At 68.2% G+C, this 18,041-nt stretch carries 21 protein-coding genes and 1 pseudogene; 12 read left to right on the top strand and 10 right to left on the bottom strand.

Going from position 1 to position 18,041, the window contains the following annotated elements:
* Positions 1 to 79: 79 nt before the first annotated feature.
* The 4 genes and pseudogenes from ACFE64_RS11140 to ACFE64_RS11155 all read right to left on the bottom strand — a co-directional run.
* A pseudogene (locus tag ACFE64_RS11140) lies at positions 80 to 1,008 on the bottom strand (IS630 family transposase); the annotation flags it as partial.
* A gap of 309 nt (positions 1,009 to 1,317) precedes the next feature.
* A complete protein-coding gene (locus tag ACFE64_RS11145; protein WP_375392535.1) occupies positions 1,318 to 2,247 on the bottom strand; it encodes a polysaccharide deacetylase family protein in 930 nt (309 codons plus the stop codon).
* Positions 2,244 to 3,515 (bottom strand): CDF family Co(II)/Ni(II) efflux transporter DmeF, encoded by a 1,272-nt coding sequence (gene dmeF / locus ACFE64_RS11150; RefSeq protein ID WP_375392536.1) that lies wholly within the window; start codon positions 3,513 to 3,515, stop codon positions 2,244 to 2,246. The genes ACFE64_RS11145 and dmeF overlap by 4 nt, the downstream gene beginning before the upstream one ends.
* Positions 3,512 to 3,760 (bottom strand): metal/formaldehyde-sensitive transcriptional repressor, encoded by a 249-nt coding sequence (locus ACFE64_RS11155; RefSeq protein WP_375392537.1) that lies wholly within the window; start codon positions 3,758 to 3,760, stop codon positions 3,512 to 3,514. Before ACFE64_RS11155 ends, dmeF begins: the two co-directional genes overlap by 4 nt.
* A gap of 66 nt (positions 3,761 to 3,826) precedes the next feature.
* Here ACFE64_RS11155 and ACFE64_RS11160 point away from each other — a divergent pair, with 66 nt between their 5' ends.
* The 4 genes from ACFE64_RS11160 to ACFE64_RS11175 all read left to right on the top strand — a co-directional run bounded on the left by ACFE64_RS11160 (position 3,827) and on the right by ACFE64_RS11175 (position 8,842).
* Positions 3,827 to 4,558 carry a CobW family GTP-binding protein gene (locus tag ACFE64_RS11160; RefSeq protein ID WP_375392538.1) on the top strand — a complete coding sequence of 244 codons (732 nt, stop codon included), beginning with the start codon at positions 3,827 to 3,829 and terminating at the stop codon, positions 4,556 to 4,558.
* Positions 4,558 to 6,774: a TonB-dependent receptor gene (locus ACFE64_RS11165; RefSeq protein WP_375392539.1), complete on the top strand. Its 2,217-nt coding sequence runs from the start codon at positions 4,558 to 4,560 to the stop codon at positions 6,772 to 6,774. Before ACFE64_RS11160 ends, ACFE64_RS11165 begins: the two co-directional genes overlap by 1 nt.
* Before the next feature lie 118 nt (positions 6,775 to 6,892).
* Positions 6,893 to 7,642 (top strand): ZIP family metal transporter, encoded by a 750-nt coding sequence (locus tag ACFE64_RS11170; protein ID WP_375392540.1) that lies wholly within the window; start codon positions 6,893 to 6,895, stop codon positions 7,640 to 7,642.
* A gap of 3 nt (positions 7,643 to 7,645) precedes the next feature.
* Positions 7,646 to 8,842 carry a serine hydrolase domain-containing protein gene (locus ACFE64_RS11175; RefSeq protein WP_375392541.1) on the top strand — a complete coding sequence of 399 codons (1,197 nt, stop codon included), beginning with the start codon at positions 7,646 to 7,648 and terminating at the stop codon, positions 8,840 to 8,842.
* A 295-nt stretch (positions 8,843 to 9,137) separates the two neighbouring features.
* Here ACFE64_RS11175 and ACFE64_RS11180 read toward each other — a convergent pair whose 3' ends face one another.
* Positions 9,138 to 11,054: a M1 family metallopeptidase gene (locus ACFE64_RS11180; RefSeq protein WP_375392542.1), complete on the bottom strand. Its 1,917-nt coding sequence runs from the start codon at positions 11,052 to 11,054 to the stop codon at positions 9,138 to 9,140.
* Between the two features lie 218 nt (positions 11,055 to 11,272).
* Here ACFE64_RS11180 and ACFE64_RS11185 point away from each other — a divergent pair, with 218 nt between their 5' ends.
* From ACFE64_RS11185 to ACFE64_RS11210, 6 genes are all read left to right on the top strand, one after another.
* Complete coding sequence (locus ACFE64_RS11185; RefSeq protein WP_375392543.1) at positions 11,273 to 11,707, top strand: TlpA family protein disulfide reductase; 435 nt, start codon at positions 11,273 to 11,275, stop codon at positions 11,705 to 11,707.
* Positions 11,704 to 12,348: an ABC transporter ATP-binding protein gene (locus ACFE64_RS11190; protein ID WP_375392544.1), complete on the top strand. Its 645-nt coding sequence runs from the start codon at positions 11,704 to 11,706 to the stop codon at positions 12,346 to 12,348. The genes ACFE64_RS11185 and ACFE64_RS11190 overlap by 4 nt, the downstream gene beginning before the upstream one ends.
* Positions 12,345 to 13,574 carry an ABC transporter permease gene (locus ACFE64_RS11195; RefSeq protein WP_375392545.1) on the top strand — a complete coding sequence of 410 codons (1,230 nt, stop codon included), beginning with the start codon at positions 12,345 to 12,347 and terminating at the stop codon, positions 13,572 to 13,574. Before ACFE64_RS11190 ends, ACFE64_RS11195 begins: the two co-directional genes overlap by 4 nt.
* Positions 13,575 to 13,715: 141 nt before the next feature.
* Positions 13,716 to 14,057: a DUF3299 domain-containing protein gene (locus ACFE64_RS11200; protein WP_375392546.1), complete on the top strand. Its 342-nt coding sequence runs from the start codon at positions 13,716 to 13,718 to the stop codon at positions 14,055 to 14,057.
* Positions 14,054 to 14,530, top strand: a complete 477-nt coding sequence (locus tag ACFE64_RS11205; RefSeq protein ID WP_375392547.1) for a DUF3299 domain-containing protein — start codon at positions 14,054 to 14,056, stop codon at positions 14,528 to 14,530. Before ACFE64_RS11200 ends, ACFE64_RS11205 begins: the two co-directional genes overlap by 4 nt.
* 13 nt (positions 14,531 to 14,543) lie before the next feature.
* Positions 14,544 to 14,903, top strand: coding sequence for a surface-adhesin E family protein (locus ACFE64_RS11210; RefSeq protein ID WP_375392548.1), 360 nt, complete (start codon positions 14,544 to 14,546; stop codon positions 14,901 to 14,903).
* Here ACFE64_RS11210 and ACFE64_RS11215 read toward each other — a convergent pair whose 3' ends face one another.
* Entirely contained in the window at positions 14,904 to 15,248 is a 345-nt protein-coding gene (locus ACFE64_RS11215) for a hypothetical protein (protein ID WP_375392549.1), read from the bottom strand. It lies immediately after the preceding gene.
* A gap of 43 nt (positions 15,249 to 15,291) precedes the next feature.
* A complete protein-coding gene (locus ACFE64_RS11220) occupies positions 15,292 to 15,678 on the bottom strand; it encodes a MerC domain-containing protein (protein ID WP_375392550.1) in 387 nt (128 codons plus the stop codon).
* 253 nt (positions 15,679 to 15,931) lie between these two features.
* On the opposite strand from ACFE64_RS11220, the gene ACFE64_RS11225 reads away from it, so the two are divergent.
* Positions 15,932 to 16,150 carry an SDR family NAD(P)-dependent oxidoreductase gene (locus ACFE64_RS11225; RefSeq protein WP_375392551.1) on the top strand — a complete coding sequence of 73 codons (219 nt, stop codon included), beginning with the start codon at positions 15,932 to 15,934 and terminating at the stop codon, positions 16,148 to 16,150.
* A gap of 153 nt (positions 16,151 to 16,303) precedes the next feature.
* Here the strand turns inward: ACFE64_RS11225 and ACFE64_RS11230 are convergent, their stop codons facing one another.
* The 3 genes from ACFE64_RS11230 to ACFE64_RS11240 all read right to left on the bottom strand — a co-directional run bounded on the left by ACFE64_RS11230 (position 16,304) and on the right by ACFE64_RS11240 (position 17,737).
* Entirely contained in the window at positions 16,304 to 17,200 is an 897-nt protein-coding gene (locus ACFE64_RS11230; protein WP_375392552.1) for an exonuclease domain-containing protein, read from the bottom strand.
* A 75-nt stretch (positions 17,201 to 17,275) separates the two neighbouring features.
* Positions 17,276 to 17,533 (bottom strand): MobA/MobL family protein, encoded by a 258-nt coding sequence (locus ACFE64_RS11235; RefSeq protein WP_375392555.1) that lies wholly within the window; start codon positions 17,531 to 17,533, stop codon positions 17,276 to 17,278.
* A gap of 6 nt (positions 17,534 to 17,539) precedes the next feature.
* Positions 17,540 to 17,737, bottom strand: a complete 198-nt coding sequence (locus ACFE64_RS11240) for a hypothetical protein (RefSeq protein ID WP_375392553.1) — start codon at positions 17,735 to 17,737, stop codon at positions 17,540 to 17,542.
* A gap of 86 nt (positions 17,738 to 17,823) precedes the next feature.
* On the opposite strand from ACFE64_RS11240, the gene ACFE64_RS11245 reads away from it, so the two are divergent.
* Positions 17,824 to 18,041, top strand: a 218-nt coding sequence (locus ACFE64_RS11245) for a hypothetical protein (protein WP_375392554.1), incomplete at its 3' end; no start/stop codon positions are given.

The following is an 18,041-nucleotide window of genomic DNA, read 5'->3' on the forward strand; positions in this document are numbered from 1 at the left end:
ACAGCAGCGCTCTCGAACTGGCGCCGTCCGACGATTGGGACGACCCCGTGGCGATGCTAGACCACTTTTCGATCAGAGTGTCATATCCGGCGGCGGCGAAGTAGTTGGCGCATTCGGCTGGGGTGAACGCATCGAGGCATTCGCCGATGACGCGCCAGAGGTGGTCGACGGTGCGGGCAGCGGCCTTGCGCAGCAGCGTCTTGAGCTTGGTAAAGGCGTTCTCGATCGGATTGAAATCGGGCGAGTATGGCGGGAGGAAGAGGAGTTTGGCGCCTGCTGCCTCCACTGCCTCCCGGACGGCACTGCCCTTGTGGGCTGGCAGGTTGTCGAGGATCACGACATCAGCGGGCCGCAGCGTCGGCACGAGCACCTGTTGGGTGTAGGCGAGGAACACTCTCCCGTCATGGGGCCATCGAGCACCATCGGCGCGGTCATGCCGCTCAGTCTGAGCGCGCCGACGAAGGTGGTGGTCTTCCAGTGGCCGTGCGGGATCGCTGCCCGCAGCCGCTCGCCGCGTGGCGCACGTCCATGCAGCCGAGCCATCTTGGTGCTGGCGCCGGTCTCGTCAATGAACACCAGCGTGTGCGGGTCGAGATCGAGATGGCCCTCGAACCATGCCTCGCGGCGGCTCAGGACATCGGGGCGATCCTGCTCGGCCGCATGCCCGGTCTTTTGAGCGTGATCCAGCGACGCTTGAAGAAGCGCCACAAGCCCGCGACGCTGACGCCGAATCCCATGCCCTGCAAGCTCGGTACGCAGGTCGGCCAGCGTGATGTCGGACTTGCGCTCCAGCGCCCCCAGAGCGGCATGCGCCTCGATCCTTGCCGAGCGGCGATCATCGCCCTGCGGCTTGGGCGTCGCGTCCCCAACGGTCCTCGACAGCGCATGCCAGCGGATCGAACTCGATGCGCTCACCCCGAAGCGTGCCGCCGCCTGACGACACGACACACCTTCCTCGACAGCCGCAATCACGCGCTTACGAAGATCCACCGACAACGCTCTGGTCATGCATGCCCGACCTCCCGTGCCGGTATGCAGCTTGAATCAGATCAGAGGCATCTTGGGAATCCCTGCTGAATCAGTCAGCTCGAAACTTGCTCTAGAACGTCACGGTTAGCCCAGCGGCTCCAAATAACTTGGATGCCGCGTTGCTGGCGTTTCGATCTGACCGAAAGGTGCGCAAGCCCTTTGGAAGTCGTGCATAATTTCGCTCACGCCACGACCGCTCATATTTGAAATGTTATTATTACTATCAGTCGGTCCAAGCGCGGGGGGTCGGTTGGTGGGCGACGACCGGCTTCGGCCGCTCCCAAACGGTCACCGCGCGTCCGGCGCGCTCCGCGCGATGGCCGCTGGCACCTGCGGCAGGGTGTCGTATGGCAGATCGTGGTGCAGCGTGTTCGCCCACCGGATCAGCCACTCGTCTCCGTCAGGTCCGGCATACCGGTCCGGGATCGTGTAGGCAGCGTCCTTCATGGCGCGGTCGAGCGGCACGACTTTCAACCGGTTGGCGCGAAGGATCGCGGCGAGTTCGTCCACGCTCGCGGCATTGAGCCGGCTGGCGTGGAGCAGCAGGACGAACGCGGGCTCGCGCCCCAGCAGCCCGCGGCCGGCCGAACGATACCAAGCCACTGTGCGCCTGGTGAAGTCCAGGTAAGTCGCGCGCACTCGCAACGCCGTGGTCGCGTCGCCCATGGCGACGGCGGCATCGTAGGCATCGGCGAACTGCCAGTCGGAGTTCTCCATCGACGCCGGCGCGACCCGGTAGCCGTGGTCCTTCAACCAGCGCTCGAACCGGTCGCGGATCGCCAGCGTCGGGCCGGTTTCCAGATACGGGTGACGGAACCACCGTTCCCGACGGCCGCGCCGTGCGAGCAGAACCTTGGTCACCGACTCCCCGCGCACGACGTCGGCGATGTAGTCGTCGACCGGCGTGCTTGTCAGCGACAGGTGGGAATAGGTGTGGTTGCCGAGGTCCTCGCCCGCGTCGAGCCACCGCTGGAGCAGGCCGATCCGTTCTTCGCGGTCGGGACCTTCCAGCTGGCCCTCGTTGACGAACCCAGTCACCCGCCAGTGGTTGCGCCTGAAGCCGCGCAGCAGGTCTGACGTGATCCTCTCCGCCTCCGCAGGGGGCGCGTAAGCGCCAAACAGCGGCAGGTCGTCGACAGTGACGGCGACGCTGCGCGACTGCGCGGGTGCGGCGATCAGCGCCAGCGACGCGACCAGCAACCTGACGGCGCGGCTCATGTCGCTCTGGTCACCTCGACCGTGAGGTGGGAGATCGACGGGAGCCGGCCTAGGCGCTCGCGGTAGAAGTCGGCGGTTCGGCCCTTGCGGGTCTCGACCGCGACGATCGCGCCGAGATGGCCGGGCCCGAGCCGCCACAGGTGTAGGTCGACGACGTGATCGCCCTCGGCCTCGACGCCGCGCCGCAGCCGCTGCTCCAGCTCGCGGTCGGGAGTCATGTCCAGCAGGATCGCGCCGGTGTCGCGCACGAGCCCCCATGACCAGCTCGCGATCACCAACGCGCCGACGATGCCGGCGAGCGGGTCCATCCATAGCCAGCCGAACAGCCGCGCGAGCACCAGCCCGACGATCACCAGCGCCGAGACGGCGGCGTCGGCGAGCACGTGGACGACCGCCGCCCGCATGTTGTTGTCGCGGTGGTGGTCCCCATGAGCGTGGTCGTGCTCCTCGAAGTGCGCCTCGTGCTCGCCACCGGCGACGTGGAGGAGGGCGGTGAACGCGTGCGGCTCGGGGATCGCCGCCTCGCTCTCGAGATAGCCGTCGCGCGGGACCAGGGCGAACGCCTGCCTGGAGCCGTCGCCCCGCACCGTCGTCACCGTCGCCGGGCCCGGGTCGCTCTCGGACAGGTCGAAGGCGAGCCGGAAGCGCGGGGGTGCCCCCTCTTCGTGGATCGTCAACGACGCCAGACCGACCGACGTCTCAAGCCGGTGGCTTCCGTCGTCCGCGTGGTCTCCCCCGTGCGCAGGGCGGCCGTGGCCGTGATGGTCGTGGCCGTGGTGGTGACCATGGCCTTGGCCGTGATGGTGGTCGCCGCCGCCGAGCAGCCACGCGCTCGCAATGTTGACGCACAATCCCAGCACCGCGATCGGGATCGCCTCACCAAAGCGGATGGGCACCGGCGCGAGGAGCCGCGCGGCGGCCTCCCAGCCGATCAACAGCGCGATCATCGCCAGCACGACGGCGCTGGTGAAGCCCGCGAGGTCGCCGAGCTTGCCGGTGCCGAAGCTGAAGCGGGGGTCGCGCGCGTAGCGGCGGGAGAACGTGTAGGCGAGCGCCGCCAGCAGTAGCGCCCCCGCGTGCGTCGACATGTGCAGCCCGTCGGCGACGAGTGCGATCGAGCCGTAGGCGAGGCCGCCAGCGATCTCGATCAGCATCATCGCGCCGCACAGCGCGATCACGAACCAGGCGCGGCGCTCGTTCCGCTCGTGGCCGGCGCCGAGATACACATGGTCGTAGCGGGGCGCCCTCGTGACATCCTGGCGGGTCATTTCAGATACGTCCGGATCACCTCGAGCAGCTCTTCGGCGGCATCGCGGTTTAGGGCCTTGGGGTGTTCGTCGGCGTCGACCAGATGCGAGGTCACATGATCCTCGACCACCTCCGACATCAGCCCTGCCAGCGCACCGCGGGCACCCGCGATGCCGTGCAGCACCGCGCCGCAGGGCTCCTCATTCTCAATCGCGCGCTCGATACCCTCGATCTGCCCGCGCAGCCGCCGCACCCGCGCGAGCAATCTCTCCCTCTGCCTTGTGGTATGCATCGATACGGATTACCATACCCCTCCACCCTAATCCAGCTGTTGATCTGCTCGGCGAACGCTCTAATGCGGAGGATACATTGTATCCCGGAGTCGTTCATGTCTGCCGGCCCGACCATCCCTGTTACCGTCCTCACCGGCTATCTCGGCGCCGGCAAGACCACGCTCCTGAACCGCATCCTCTCGGAGAACCACGGGCGCAAATATGCCGTGATCGTCAACGAGTTCGGCGAGATCGGCATCGACAACGACCTGATCGTCGACGCGGACGAGGAGGTATTCGAGATGAACAACGGGTGCATCTGCTGCACCGTGCGTGGCGGCCTCATCGGCATCATCGAAGGGCTGATGAAGCGCAAGGATGCGTTCGACGCGATCGTCATCGAGACGACCGGCCTCGCCGACCCCGCGCCAGTCGCGCAGACCTTCTTCGTCGACGATGACGTGCGCGCCCGCGCCAGTCTCGACGCGATCGTGACGGTCGTCGACGCCCGCCACGTCGAGGCGCGGCTGGCCGACAGCCACGAGGCCGAGGAGCAGATCGCGTTCGCCGACGTGATCCTGCTCAACAAGACCGACCTGGTGGACGCGCAGGAGCTGGAGCGTGTTCGCCAGCGCGTGCGCTCGATCAACGGCCAGAGCGCCCGCGGCGGTGTTGCTGATGGACAACAGCAAGCTCCGTTCCGGCCAGCCGACGCTAAAGGGAGCCGAACGGGTATTGATATACTGTATCTTGCTCATCTATGCGGCCAAGGCGATCAGAGGAGCAGTTGATGATCAGAATTCTAGCCGGGGCGAGCGCGATCGCGCTGGCGGCGAGCGGCGCGGCCGCGCAGGTCAGCACGACGGGTGATCCCAATGCGGCGCAGAATGGCGCGGTATCCGGCCAAGGGCGCACGGATTCCGCACCAAGCCAGGTCGCGCCGAACGCGTCTTCGGACGTCGTCGTCACGGCGAAGCGTCTCGACGACGCGCGCGCCTCGATCCAGCCCGCGCTCGGTGCGACGAGCTACACGATCACCAACGACACGATCCAGGCATTGCCCGGCGGCGACAACCAGCCGTTCAACCAGGTCATTCTGCAGCTGCCCGGCGTGGTGCAGGACGGCTTCGGCCAGTTCCACGTCCGCGACGATCACAATAACCTGCAATACCGCATAAACGGCGTGATCCTGCCCGAAGGCATCGCGGTCTTCGGGCAGACGCTCAGCCCCCGCATCGTCGAGCGATTCAGCCTGCTGACCGGCGCCCTGCCGGCGCAATACGGGCTGCGCTCGGCCGGGATCATCGACATCACCACCAAGAGCGGGCTGTTCAATAATGGCGGCTCGGTGTCGGTCTATGGCGGCAGCTACAACACGATCGAGCCGTCGATCGAGTATGGCGGGCACAGCGGCAACACCAATTTCTTCGTCACCGGCGACTATCGCCGCAGCGATCGTGGCATCGAGGGCGTCGACGCGTCACACACGCCGCTGCACGACCGCACCGATCAGTATCAGACGTTCGCCTATCTCGATCACATCCTCGACGATAACAACCGGGTGTCGTTTGTGGGCGGCTACTCAAACCAGTATTTCCAGATCCCCAACCCGCGCGGACTGCAGCCGGACGGCACCTATTCGGTTGGCGGACGGACCGATTTCCTTTCGGACAACCTCAACGAGCGCCAGCTCGAGAAGACCGCCTTTGGCCAATTCGCGTTCCTACATGACTCGGGCCCGCTGACCTATCAGGCGTCGCTGTTCGCCCGCTACTCGTCGCTGCAATACAGGCCGGATGTCCTTGGCGAGCTGTTGTTCAACGGTCAGGCACAGAACGCTTACAAGCGCGACTTCACCTTTGGCGGGCAGCTCGACGCGGTGTACAAGCTGGGCGACGCGAACACGGTGCGTGGCGGCGTGATCGTCACCCGCGATCGCGGCACGACGCGGACCAATACCAGCGTGTTCGCGCTCGACCCCGATACGGGCGCGCAGGTCGGCGAGCCGTTCACCATCGCCGACAACAGCGGCCAGACCGAGGTGACGGAGAGCGTCTATTTGCAGGACGAGCTGAAGCTGCTGCCGGTGCTGACCTTCAATTTCGGCGGCCGCTTCGACCATTATAGCGGCTATCGCAGCGAAAGCGGGCTCTCGCCGCGCGCCAACCTCGTCTTTCAGCAGGGCGGCACGACGATCCACGCCGGCTATGCTCGCTATTTCTCGCCGCCGCCTTTCGAACTGGTCGCGACCACCTCGATCAACAAGTTCAACGGCACCAGCGCGGGTGCGACCCCGGACCCCGAAACCGGTCAGGTGCTCAACACCACGCCATTTGCCGAGCGGCAGAATTACTTCGACCTCGGCTTCCAGCAGAAGCTGGGCGACGCGTTCACCTTTGGCGTAGACGGCTATTATCGGCGCTCGCGCAACCTGATCGACGAGGGACAGTTCGGCGCGCCCATCGTGCTCACGCCGTTCAATTATCGCCGCGGCCGCATCCAGGGCGTCGAGGCGAACGCCAGCTACGCCGCGCACGGCCTGCTGGTGTATGGCAACTTCGCCTATGCGATCGCGCGCGGCACCACCGTGACCTCCAGCCAGTTCAACTTCGAAGGGCCGGCCTCCGACCCGACCACCGAGCTGGGCCAGATCGCGCGCAATTACATTTATCTCGACCACGATCAGACCTACACGGCCTCGGGAGGCATCTCCTATACGCTGCCCGACGGGATGCTGGGCGGGCTGAAGCTCGGGGCTAACGCGTTGTACGGCTCGGGGCTGCGCACCGATGGCGGCGTCCCCAACGGCGGCAAGCTGCCCGATTACGCGCAGGTTAACCTCACCGCGAGCTACCACCTCGCCAACCCCGGGATTGGTATCCGGTTCGACGTTATTAACATCGGCGATCATGTATATGAGATTCGCGACGGCTCGGGTGTCGGCGTCGGCGCTCCGCAATATGGTCCGCGGCGAGGTTTCTTCGTCGGGCTGTCGAAGGATCTGTGATCGGGATGCCGCGGGGGCGCTCCGCAGGGCTTCGCCAGCGGTCTAACAGGGGCGGCGCCGGTGGATCTCCCTCCCACCGGCGCCGATACCGCGGGTTTCAAGGCGCGGCGCGACCGTTGTGCCGAGGAGCAATGCGCAGCGCGAGGAGACGGACGCGATGACCGTGACGACGCCGTTGCTCCTGGGTTTGGCGGCGTCGCTGGCGACAATGCTGGGCGGTCTGGTGGCATTGCGCTGGCGGCATCGCTTGATGCTCATCCTCGGGCTGACCGCCGGCGTCGTGCTGGGGGTCGCCGTGTTCGACCTGCTGCCCGAAGCGATCGAGCTCGGCGCGCCGACGGTGGGCGGCCGGTGGCTCAGCGTGGCGGTGGCGACGGGGCTCGCCTGCTACATGCTGCTCGACCGCGGGACGGGAGGCACGGAGCCGTCGGCCAAGGGTTGGCGCGGCCATCTCGCGCCCGCCACGCTGACGCTCCACAGTCTGATCGATGGGCTCGGCATCGGCCTCTCCTTCCAGGCGAGCGCCAGCATGGGGTGGGTGGTCGCGACCGCTGTGCTGAGTCACGACCTCGCCGACGGCGTGAACACGGTCACGCTCAGCCTGTCGTCGCGCACCGAGATTGCGGCGCGCCGCTGGCTGGTCGCCAATGCCGCCGCGCCGTTCATCGGCGTTGTACTGGGTTTGGCCCTGAAGGTCTCGTCCGGCGCGCTTGCGCTTGTCCTCGCGGGCTTCGGAGGCGCCTTCCTCTACATCGGCGTAGGCGAGCTGCTGCCGCGCAGCTACCGCCTCGACCCGCGGCCGCGCACGACCGCCGCAAGCCTGGTCGGCGTCGCCCTGATCGCGCTCACCACGAGCCTCGTTCGCTAGTCGGTGAGCCGGGCGACGGCGAACGTCCACCCCAGCGCGACGCGATCCGCGTCGAACCGACTGGCCGCGTCGATCGCCGGGATCGCGCTATTCCTGCTCGCGGTCGGGCCGGCGACCCCCGCTCTCGCGTCGGCGGACCGCCTCACCGAACAACCGCGGCGGCCGATCGACGGAGGCATACTCTTCCTTGCTCAGGCTGCACGGGATGTCCGCTTCGCCCAGATGGAGCGCTTCTACACCGGGCACGAGATCCCTGCGGGACAACACGCGCGCCCGCTGACGCGGGGCCGCCACCTCTCTCTCGACGCCAGAGCGGTGGCGTCCTTCATCCGATCGGCGCACGCCACCGGGTTGATCGTGCTGCAGGCCGGGCGCGTCCGGCTCGAGCGCTACGCGGAGGGCGCCGGCCCGCACACCCGGTGGACATCCTTCTCGGTCACGAAGTCGGTCACCTCGATCCTCGCCGGAGCGGCGATACGGGACGGCTATATCCGATCCGTCGACGATCCGGCCACCGACTACCTGCCGCAACTCAGGGGCGGCGGTTACGACGGCGTCACGATCGCGCAACTGCTCACCATGACTTCGGGCGTGCGATGGAATGAGGATTACTCGGACCCCCTCTCCGACGTCGTCGGCCTGTATGGCTACAGGCCGCCAGCCGGCGAGGATCGCACCGTCGCCTACATGCGGCGGCTCCCCCGCGCGGCGCGGCCGGGAGAACGCTGGGCCTACAACACGGGCGAGACAGACCTGGTCGGGGCTCTCGTGCAGGGGGCTACGGGGCGTCCTCTCGCGACCTACCTCGCCCAGACGATATGGCGGCCATACGGGATGGCCCGCCAAGCCTATTGGCTGACCGATGCGCAAGGCAGGGACGCGGGAGGTTCCGGCTTGTCGATGACACTGCGGGACATGGCGCGACTGGGCCAGCTCGCGCTCGAAGGCGGCGACGGCATCGTCCCTGCCGGATGGTTCGCGACAGCCACGCGCCCGACCAGCATTATCGACGCGCGGGGCGACGGCTATGGCTATCTCTGGTGGACATACCGCAGAGGTCGCTTCGCCGCGCGGGGCATCTTCGGCCAGAGCATCCTCGTCGATCCCGCCAGCCGGACCGTGATCGCCATGGCCGCCGATTGGCACGCGCCACCGACGCGACGCTCTCGGCGGAGCGCGACCGCTTCGAAGCGGCCGTGATAGCGGCAGCGGGGCAGCCACGTGTCGCCCGACTGCATTCCTCAACATCAGTCTCGAAACAGCTGCCGCGCCGGCTGAACCCTCCTCCAGCTCTAGCTAGGGAAGCCCAGCCCTGACTCGAGCAGCAAGGTCATCAGACCCCGCCCCGTGCAACGCAAATTCAGAGGGCGACCCTCCTCGATCCGAACCGTGCGTCCGGGGCGTGCATAGAGGTTCCAGGCGGGCTCCGCCGAGGTCGCGACCGGGACGGTGCCGGCGAGCGCCGGCGCAACAGGCGTGAAAGTTCGCCGTCGCATCAGCGCGCCATCGCCACATTGTTCTTGCGGTCACGATCCGGCAGGCGGTGGTCGGGGTCCAGCTCGGCGCGCACGATGTGGCCGGCGGGCACCGGCACCGCGGTCGCGGCTTGCCTGATCCAGGTCTCTGCCGGCAGCCGCACATCGGTGGTGTGTCCGTCGGCATAGGTCAGGCGCAGCGTCGCGGGCATCACCAGCTTGTCGCGCGCCTCCACCCGCACTTGCACCGACCCGTCCCTCGCCTGCTCGATGCCTGCGACCGCCAGGTCCATCTGCCACTTTTGCTGATACCAGCCGCGCCACCACCAGCTCAGGTCTTCGCCCGCCTCGCTCTCCATCGCGCGGAAGAAGTCGGCCGGCTTGGGGTGCTTGTACGCCCAGGCGGCGACGAAGCGGCGAAAGGCAGGGTCGAAGCGCTCGGGCCCGAGGATGTCCTCGCGCAGCAGCTTCAGCCCCAGTGCCGACTTGAAGTAGGTGACGGGGTGGCGATATTGCTCCGTCACCGTGTCGGCGCGCGACAGGATCGGCGGCGCGTCTGAATCGGTGAGCACCGGCAGGATCTCATCGACCGGGTTGCCGCCGCCGGGTGCGAACTCGCTGTCGCGCTTGGGCGCATACTCACCGTGGTTGAAGTCGTCGGACTCATAGGTGTCAATGAAGGTGTTGAAGCCCTCGTCCATCCAGGCGTGACGACGCTCGTCGAAGCCGACGATCATCGGGAACCAGGAATGGCCGATCTCGTGCGCGGTGATCCAGAACAGCGTCTTGCCGGCGTCCTCCGGCCCGTCGAAGACGATGCCGGGATATTCCATGCCGCTCGACGGCCCCGCGACGTTGATCGCGGCGGGCCATGGATAGGGATACCAGCGGGCCGACATGCGCTCGACCGTGTCCTTCACATATTCGGTCGAGCGGCCCCACTTCACCGTCCCCTGGCTCTCGGGCGGGTAATAGGACATCGCCAGCGAGGACCTGCCGCCCGGCAGGCGGATGCGCGCGGCGTCCCAGATGAAGTCGCTTGAAGCGCTCCAAGCGACGTCGCGCGTGCTCGTCATGCGGTAGTGCCAGGTCTTCGTGCCCGCCCGCGGCGCTGCGGCGAGATCGTCGGGCCCGCGCACCGTCACCGTCTCGTCGCTCGCGGCCGCACGCGCGAGGCGCTGACGCTCGGCCGGGCTCAGCACCTCGGCCGGGTCCTGCAGCGCGCCCGATCCGGCCACCGTCATGCCCGCGGGCAGCGTCACCCAATAATCGATGTCGCCATATTCCAGGTAGAACTCCTGCCCGAGATAGGGCGCGGTGTCCCAGCCGCGGATGTCGTCAAACACCGCCAGGCGCGGGTACCATTGCGCGATGTCGTACACCTCCGCGCCGCTCTTCGTCTTGCCCCACGATGTGCGGCCGCCCCAGGGCGCTGCAGGCACGGTATAATGGTAACGGATCGTCACCACCGCCTTGCCGCCGGGCGCGAGCGGCGCGGGAAGCGGGAGCTGCGCGCGCGTGTCGGTGACCAGCGGCGTCACCGCCGTGGCGGCCCGCCCGGCCACCGCGACGCTCACCGCGTCCAGCGTCATCCCGTCGGTCGATCCGCCCACGCCGCGGCTGCCGCCGCCGGTCAGCATCCCGCGCGAGCCGGGCTTGTAGATGTTCTGGTCGAGCTGCAACCACAGCACGTCGAGCGTCGCCGGGCTATTGTTCGTGTAGGCGATCGTCACGGTCGCGGCGATTGCGTGTGTGGCCGGGTCGAGCGTCGCGTGGATCGCGTAATCGGCGCGGTTCTGCCAATAGCGAGGGCCGGGCAGGCCGTCGGCGCCGCGCTGCGCGTTCACCGCCTGCCCCATGTCGAACGGCGCGAAGGTCTCGCGCGGCTGATAGGTCTGCGCCGTGGCGGCGGCCGCCGTGATTGCGAGCAAGGGCATCCACTTGCGCGTCCTCAACTCCGCCCGCTCCTCTGCCGTTGGGTGACATTGTCTCGCGAGGGTTAGAGGCTGCCGGGTAGGGTCGCAAGTCGTTGGAAGCCGGTTGGGTGGGGCGGCGGCTCGCCAAGCCGACGCTTTCCTGCGGTAGGACGCGGCGTGGTGACGAGGCAATCGGGTAACGATATAGTATCACTCATAGTCTCACCGACGGAGGATTCGTGCTCTTCTCGCTGATCTTGGCCGCTGCCGCCATCGCCGGCAGCCCTGCCGCGGAGGCGCGGCCCGTGACGGAGGCCGGCGCGCCGCTGGCCGGGCCGGCGATCGTGGTGCTGTGGGCGAGCTGGTGTGCGTCGTGCAAAGCCGAGGTGCAGCGGCTGCCGCGCCTTGCCGCCGCGGCCGCGCCGCTGCCGATACGCACGCTCGCCATCGACCCGGCCGACGTCGCGCGCAAGCTGCTGATCGAGCGCAGCATGCCGCTCGAGGGCGCTTATGCGGACGCGCGCCCGCCGCGCGCGGTTCTGGACGGCTGGGGCGGCGCGGGATCGGCGCTGCCGATCGCGGTCGCGCTCGATGCGAAGGGGCAGGTGTGCGGACGCAAGCTCGGCCTGCTCGGCACCGACCAGTTGCGCGACTGGGCGGCGCGCTGCCGATGACGGCGGGGCTGGTCGCGAAGGGGCTGGTTGCGGGCTATCGCGGCCGGTCGATCTCTAAGGTGTCTTACCTCTCCGTCGCGCCGGGCGGGGCGGCGATGCTGGGTGGCCGTTCGGGCGCGGGCAAGACCACGCTGCTGCTCGCCATCGCCGGGTTGGCCGACCGGCTCGACGGAGCCATCTGCCTCGACGACGTCGACCTCGCCGGCCTGCCGCCGAGGCGCCGCGACCGTCATCGCGGCGAGCACATCGGGCTTGTCTTCCAGGATCTCCACCTCGTGCCGGGCCTGAGCGCGGTCGACAACATGCTGCTCGCTCCCTTCGCGAGCGGAGCGCGGCCCGACCGCGCGCGTGCGGTCGCGCTGCTCGAACGTCTCGGGGTCGGCCATCGCGCGCGGGCCCGCGCCGAGACGCTCAGCCGTGGCGAGGCGCAGCGGGTCGCGATCGCGCGCACGACGCTGATGAACCCGCGCCTGATTCTCGCCGATGAGCCCACGGCCAGTCTGGACGACGAGGCCGCGGCCGCGGTGATCGACCTGCTGCTGGAGGCGACCCGTGAGAGCGGCGCGGCGCTGGTGGTCGCGACCCACGACGCGCGCGTGCGGGCGCGCGTCGGCCAGTCGGTCGAGGCGGAGGCGGCATGACGTTTCGGCTGATCTGGGCGTCGATCCGGCGCAAGCCGCTCGGCTGGGCCTTCCACATGCTGTCGCTGGCGCTGGGCGTCGCCGTGGTCGTCGCGCTCCTCGCGATCAACACGGGGTTGAGCAGGCGGTTCGACCGCGACTTGGCGGGCATCGACCTGGTGGTCAGCGGCAAGGGCAGCCCCTTGCAGATCATCCTGTCGACCGTATTCGAGATCGACCAGCCGACGGGCAACATCCCGCTCTCCGTGCTCACGCGGCTCCAGCACAACATGCTGGTCAAGGATGCGGTGCCGCTGTCGCTCGGCGATAACATCTCGGGCTACCGCATCGTCGGCACTAGCCCGGCCTATGCCAGCCTGTACGGCGCGAAGCTGGCGAGCGGCGCGTTCTGGAAGCAGCCGCTCCAGGCGGTCCTTGGCGCGGAAGTTGCGCGCGAAGAGCGTCTCGGCATCGGCGACAGCTTCGTCGGTGAGCACGGGCTCGCGCGGGGCGGGGAGAAGCACACCGCCACGCCCTACAAGGTGGTCGGCGTGCTCGCCCCCACCGGCGCGATCATCGACCGGCTCGCGATCACCGACATCAGCAGCGTCTGGAAGGTCCACGAGCACGAGAATGCGGAGCACGCCGCCGCGCTCGCCAGCGAAACGCGCGGCGACGAAGGGCCGGATCTCTACCCTGCGGTCGGCCAGCAGGTGACCGCCGTCCTGGTCCGCTACCGCTCGGTGATGGGGGCGCTGATGGTGCCGCGGCTGCTCCAGCGCGAGCCCAACGCGCAGACCGCGGTGCCCGCGCTGGAGCTGAACCGCCTCAACACACTGCTCGGCACGGGCGGCGACATGCTGCGCGGGTTCGGCATCGGCCTGCTCGCCTTGTCGGCGCTGGGCTTCTTCGTGGCGCTGCTGACGGCGGTGGGCGAGCGGCGGCGCGAGCTGGCGCTGCTGCGCGCGCTCGGTAGCGGACCGGGGCTTCTCCTGCGGCTCGTGCTGGTCGAGGCGCTGCTGCTCGGGTTAGTCGGCGGCGTCGCGGGACTGGCGCTGGGCCGGGTCGCGGCGAGCGTTGCGGCTCAGGCCGTCGCCGGCCATGGCGGCCCGGCGCTGGCGCTCCCGCCCGTGGGCGCGGCGGATGCCCTGATCGTGCTCGCCGCGATGCTGCTGGCCCTGCTCGCCGCCATCGTTCCATCGGTTGCGGCCTACCGCCTGCGACCCGCGCAGGTTCTGAGGAGTTGAACATGAAGAGGATCATTTCGGCGCTCGCGCTGGCGACGCTCCCAGCCGTTCCCGCCGTGGCCCAGTTCTACCCCGGCGCGCAGCGCGACTTGGGGGCCCAATGGCAACGGGACGCTGGATCACGAGGACGACCTCCGCTGGGTGTTCTTCCACGACGCCAGGGTGACCGCCGACGAGGCCAAGGGCGTGTACCGGGCGACCTTCTCGCCGCTGCTGAAGAAGGAGGACGGATCCTCCTTCTCGATCAGCGGCTACATGCTGCCGGTCGATGCGAGCACCACGTCGCCGCACTTCGTGCTGACCCGGCGGAGCGCCGGATGTCCGTTCTGCCCGCCGAACGAGCCCACGGAGGCGATCGAGGTCTTCACGACCAAGCCGGTCGCCTACACCCAGTCGCCCATCACCGTGGAGGGCACGCTGCACCTCGTCACGGAGAGCGGCAAGGGTCTCTTCTTCAAGCTGGATGAGGCGAGGAAGTTATGAGAAGGGGAATGGCGCTGGCGCTGGCGCTGGTCGCAGCGGCCGCGGCATGGCAGCCGGCGGTGGGTCAGGTCCAGGGGGCGGGCGAGCGGACGGCGCAGGCCGCGCTGCCCCAGGGACGTTCGCCGCTCTGGGCGACGCTCAGGACGACCAGGATCGCGGAGGACGATGCGCGCGGCATCTTCACCGCCAGCCACCCGCCCGCGGTGAAGGCGCTGGTGGGCAGGATGCTGACGCTGCCCGGCTTCATCATGCCGCTCGACGCGGCGACGCACGGCGACCACTTCCTCCTCTCGAAATACACCCCCGTCTGCGCGTTCTGCCCACCCGGCGAACCCAACGAGGTCGTCGAAGTCCGCACGGCGAGGCCGATCGCCTTTTCTTCCAAGCTGGTGAACGTGACCGGGACGTTCGGGCTGGAGAACAACGGCGACAACGGTCTTTTCTTCCGAATGACGGGCGCGCAGGTCCGCTGACGGGGTGGCACCGTTGCTCCTGCTCGCGGCCTCTCCGGACGCGGTCGGCGCCTGGGCGCCCGTCGGCGTGACCGACTCGCGGCTGCGCGTCTTCGTCGAGCGTAGCAGCGTGAGGGTCTCGGGCGACCGACGCACCGCGCGGGTGCGCATCGGGTCGCCCGGCGCGATCGCGGGCCCCATCGTGCTCGTTTACCAGGACGAGGAGGTCGACTGCCGGGCCAGGACCTGGCGATTGGCGGCATACGATGCGCGGGATGCGGATGATCGCATCGTCCGGCAGGGCAAGTCGGCCGCTGCGGCCCTTCCCGTGGTGGAGGGCACAATCGGCGAGGCGGTCCTGTCGACAGTCTGCACTATGGCCGCTGGATCCTGACTATTCCTCCCCCGCCGCGCTGCAGGTCTCGCACAGGCCTTCGACCTCGATGACCAGCCTGGTCGCGCTGAAGTCCCGCCGGCGCGCGATCGCGCGCAGTTCGCTGGCGTCGATCGCGCCCTCGAGGGCGGCATAGGCGCCGCAGCGCCTGCATAGCGCAACACCCGCCGCCTCGTCTCCCGGCGGAAGATAGCCTGACGCGAGTTCGACCCGCTTCAGCTTTCCGGCGACGAACAGCTCCTGAAGCGCGCGGAACACGGCCGGCTGCTTCAGCCTCTCCCCTTCCCCGTTCAGCATGGCCGCTAGACGGACCGCGCCAAGCGGCCGATCCGCGCGGTCGATCATCTCGGCGAGCCGGCGTCTCAGCCAGCCGTCGGGCCGTCGGTCGCTAGCAACCGCAGGCATGACGCCTGCGCCAGTTCATCACGTGCGCGCCGGCCAGCAGCACGCTTCCCGCGACGGTGACCGGCGTCTCGGCCCAGGTCTCGCCTAGAACGAGAGCGCCCAATGCCATGAGCGACAGCCCGCACAGGCCCAACGCCAAGGGTAGCAGCTCGCCATGGCGTGACCGCCCCTGCAGCAGCGCGAGCAGAGCGGCAGGCGCTGCCAGGCCGAGCACCCAGAGGTGGAAGCTCTCCGGGACGGCGAGAACGGAGGTGAGCGCGGGCAGCGCCGCCATCAGGATCGGCAGCGCGAGGCAGTGCGCCAGGCAGGCGGCCGATGCGCCGATCGCGACGCGCTCCACCCAGTCGACGCTTGTCGTGCTCCCCGTCATCCCGGAATTGGCCCTTGCCCACTATCCTGTCCAGCAGGCAATGATACATCATATCCTGATTCGCAAGGAGGATGCGGGTAGTAACGGGCTGTCGAGTTCGTCGGCGGCGGCCTGGTTCCGGACAGGTTCGGCGTAGTCCATCGGTCTTCAGCGTTGCTGCACGGCCTAATGACGCTGCGCGCAACACCTGCATAATTGAGATGAACAAGCGTCTGGTTCCGGGCGGCGATTGCTGGCCGCTGAACGGCTGGTTGTGGGTCAGATCGTCACCGGCGCCAACAGCGGCATCGGCTGGCACACCGCGCTCGAGCTGGCGCGCGCCGGGGCCGAGGTGGCGCTGCCGACCCGCTCGGCAGCGAAGGGAGAGGATGCGACTGCCTGTATCCGTCGCGAAGTCCCGGGCGCCCGCCTCGTCACTAGCGTGCTCGACCTGCCGACCTCGCCTCGGTGCATATGCTCGCTGCCCGGATGATCGAGGAGGACCACCCCTCGACGTCCTCGTTAACACTGCCGGCATCATGGCGCTGCCCAGGCGGACGCTCAGTCGTGATAGCTACGCGCTGATGCTGACGCCTGGCAACGTCGCCGACGTGAAGGCCGATCTATGAAGCAAGCCCGTGATGCATCACTGATGCCTGTTAACCCAAGTCACTTGCTCGGTTTGCGGGTGAATAGTTCCGGATAACTGCCGTAGCCACGTAGCTTCATTGTTAATCCGTTCGGAGTCGCCCTCAATCCACCAGGCGCGGCGTTCGGGCGACCACCGATAGCCAGCCGCCTTGAGCACGTCCTTGTGCTCGAACGGCGCCCGGTTGGCGTAGAGCCGGTGAGTGACGCGGCGGGCGGTGTCGACGAGGTGGGCCGCGACCGACCGTCCATCTCCTGCCGCCGAGGTGAGCAGGCATGTGGTCGCCCACACGTCGGCAGCCGCGCGGTGGGCATCGGGCAGGAAGAACCCCGCCTGCGTCAACAGGCCAGCAATGCTGCGGCCGCCGCTCCAGCCCAGAGCCGGCCAGTCGACCTCGGCCATCGAACAAGCCCCGGGCAAGCTCGCCAACTGAGGAAAACGCCGGATAGCAAACCGCGGTCGAAGCGCGCGTTGTGCGCCACCATCACCTGGACCCCGCGAAGCGATTTTTACGACTTCGGCGTCGGGGATCCACTTGCCGATCAGCATGTCCGACGTGATGTGCGTCAGCCGCTCGATCTCGATCGATAGATCCTCGGCCGGGTCTTCCAGCCAGGACTGCGGCGGCGTCACGTCGACCACGTCGCCGGCATCGAGATCGATCGACAGGGTGCCGATGGCGAGCTCGATGATCTTGTGCCGCTCCGGATCAAGTCCGGTCGTCTCGCAATCCACGATGCCAAGCTTCATGACGTTGTTCGGGATGGGCATTGACCGGCACCAGATCTCTTCGGGCTGCGGCAGGCGACGCAGCACGCGGTAGTCACCCAATTGTTCGAGCCTGCGGGCGAGCCGCTCACCGCGGCGGTTGGGATTGAGGTGGTAGAAGGACATATCTTGTTCCCTGAATGACGAACGCCCGCCGCTCCGGGGAGCGACGGCGTCGGAGACGTGAGTAGGCGGAGAGGATCAAGCGGCGAGCGCGGGTCGCGTCCCGATGACCCGGAACCAGTCATCTTCGGCGGTGCGGATCTGGTCGGCATTGGCAAGCCATTGCCACTGGCGCGACCCGCACCGGCCGGTGGGACGCCAGAACCGCGCCGTGGCGAGCAGGTGAACGTGAGGCGGCCCGGGCAGGATGCCGTTCGCCCCCTTGGGCGCGTGGATCGCCCAGTCGACGATCATGCCTTTGTCAACCAGATGGCGGTAGGCGTAATGCTCGACCAGCCAGGTTCAGCGCGCCGGATCGGCCTCTGGCGGCAGGTCGGCAACGATATGCATCGCGGTGATCGCGCGCGGTCCCTCGAGCGCCGCCGCGTCGTCGGCATCGCGCCACAGCGTATCGCCGGAACGCAGCCGGGGCCGCAGCTTCTGCGGATGGCAGCGCCCGGCGGCGACGAGATCGCCGCGAGGGACATAGCCGTCCGGCACCTTGCCGAACCGGTCGCTGCCGGCGACGCGGTTGATATACAGGTAGCTGGCGGTGGGCGGTGTAATGCGTCGAATATGGCCCTTCGGTGGACCGGCTCTCGCGTCCCGCGGCGCAGACGGGCCGGGCGTTGAACGGCGGGCGCCGGCGCAAGTTGCTGCGCCCCGCCTCGGACGAGCGAGGCACGGTGATGCTATCGGACATTCTGGCATTCCTTTCAGCTGTGATCGCGCGGTCGCTGCTGCAACGCACGGAGCCGTCAGCGACGGATCAATGCTTTCTGCATTTTCCCATCACCTTCCGGCT

Source organism: uncultured Sphingomonas sp. (assembly GCF_964250165.1).
Taxonomy (GTDB): Bacteria; Pseudomonadota; Alphaproteobacteria; order Sphingomonadales; family Sphingomonadaceae; genus Sphingomonas.

Bases quoted from the DNA above. Each gene is read 5' to 3' on its own strand.
- ACFE64_RS11195 (WP_375392545.1), top strand. From the start codon at position 12,345: ATGACGTTTCGGCTGATCTGGGCGTCGATCCGGCGCAAGCCGCTCGGC.
- ACFE64_RS11190 (WP_375392544.1), top strand. From the start codon at position 11,704: ATGACGGCGGGGCTGGTCGCGAAGGGGCTGGTTGCGGGCTATCGCGGC.
- ACFE64_RS11215 (WP_375392549.1), bottom strand. From the start codon at position 15,248: ATGATCGACCGCGCGGATCGGCCGCTTGGCGCGGTCCGTCTAGCGGCC.
- ACFE64_RS11180 (WP_375392542.1), bottom strand. From the start codon at position 11,054: ATGCCCTTGCTCGCAATCACGGCGGCCGCCGCCACGGCGCAGACCTAT.
- ACFE64_RS11145 (WP_375392535.1), bottom strand. From the start codon at position 2,247: ATGAGCCGCGCCGTCAGGTTGCTGGTCGCGTCGCTGGCGCTGATCGCC.
- ACFE64_RS11205 (WP_375392547.1), top strand. From the start codon at position 14,054: ATGAGAAGGGGAATGGCGCTGGCGCTGGCGCTGGTCGCAGCGGCCGCG.
- ACFE64_RS11220 (WP_375392550.1), bottom strand. From the start codon at position 15,678: ATGACGGGGAGCACGACAAGCGTCGACTGGGTGGAGCGCGTCGCGATC.
- dmeF (WP_375392536.1), bottom strand. From the start codon at position 3,515: ATGACCCGCCAGGATGTCACGAGGGCGCCCCGCTACGACCATGTGTAT.
- ACFE64_RS11165 (WP_375392539.1), top strand. From the start codon at position 4,558: ATGATCAGAATTCTAGCCGGGGCGAGCGCGATCGCGCTGGCGGCGAGC.
- ACFE64_RS11230 (WP_375392552.1), bottom strand. From the start codon at position 17,200: ATGTCCTTCTACCACCTCAATCCCAACCGCCGCGGTGAGCGGCTCGCC.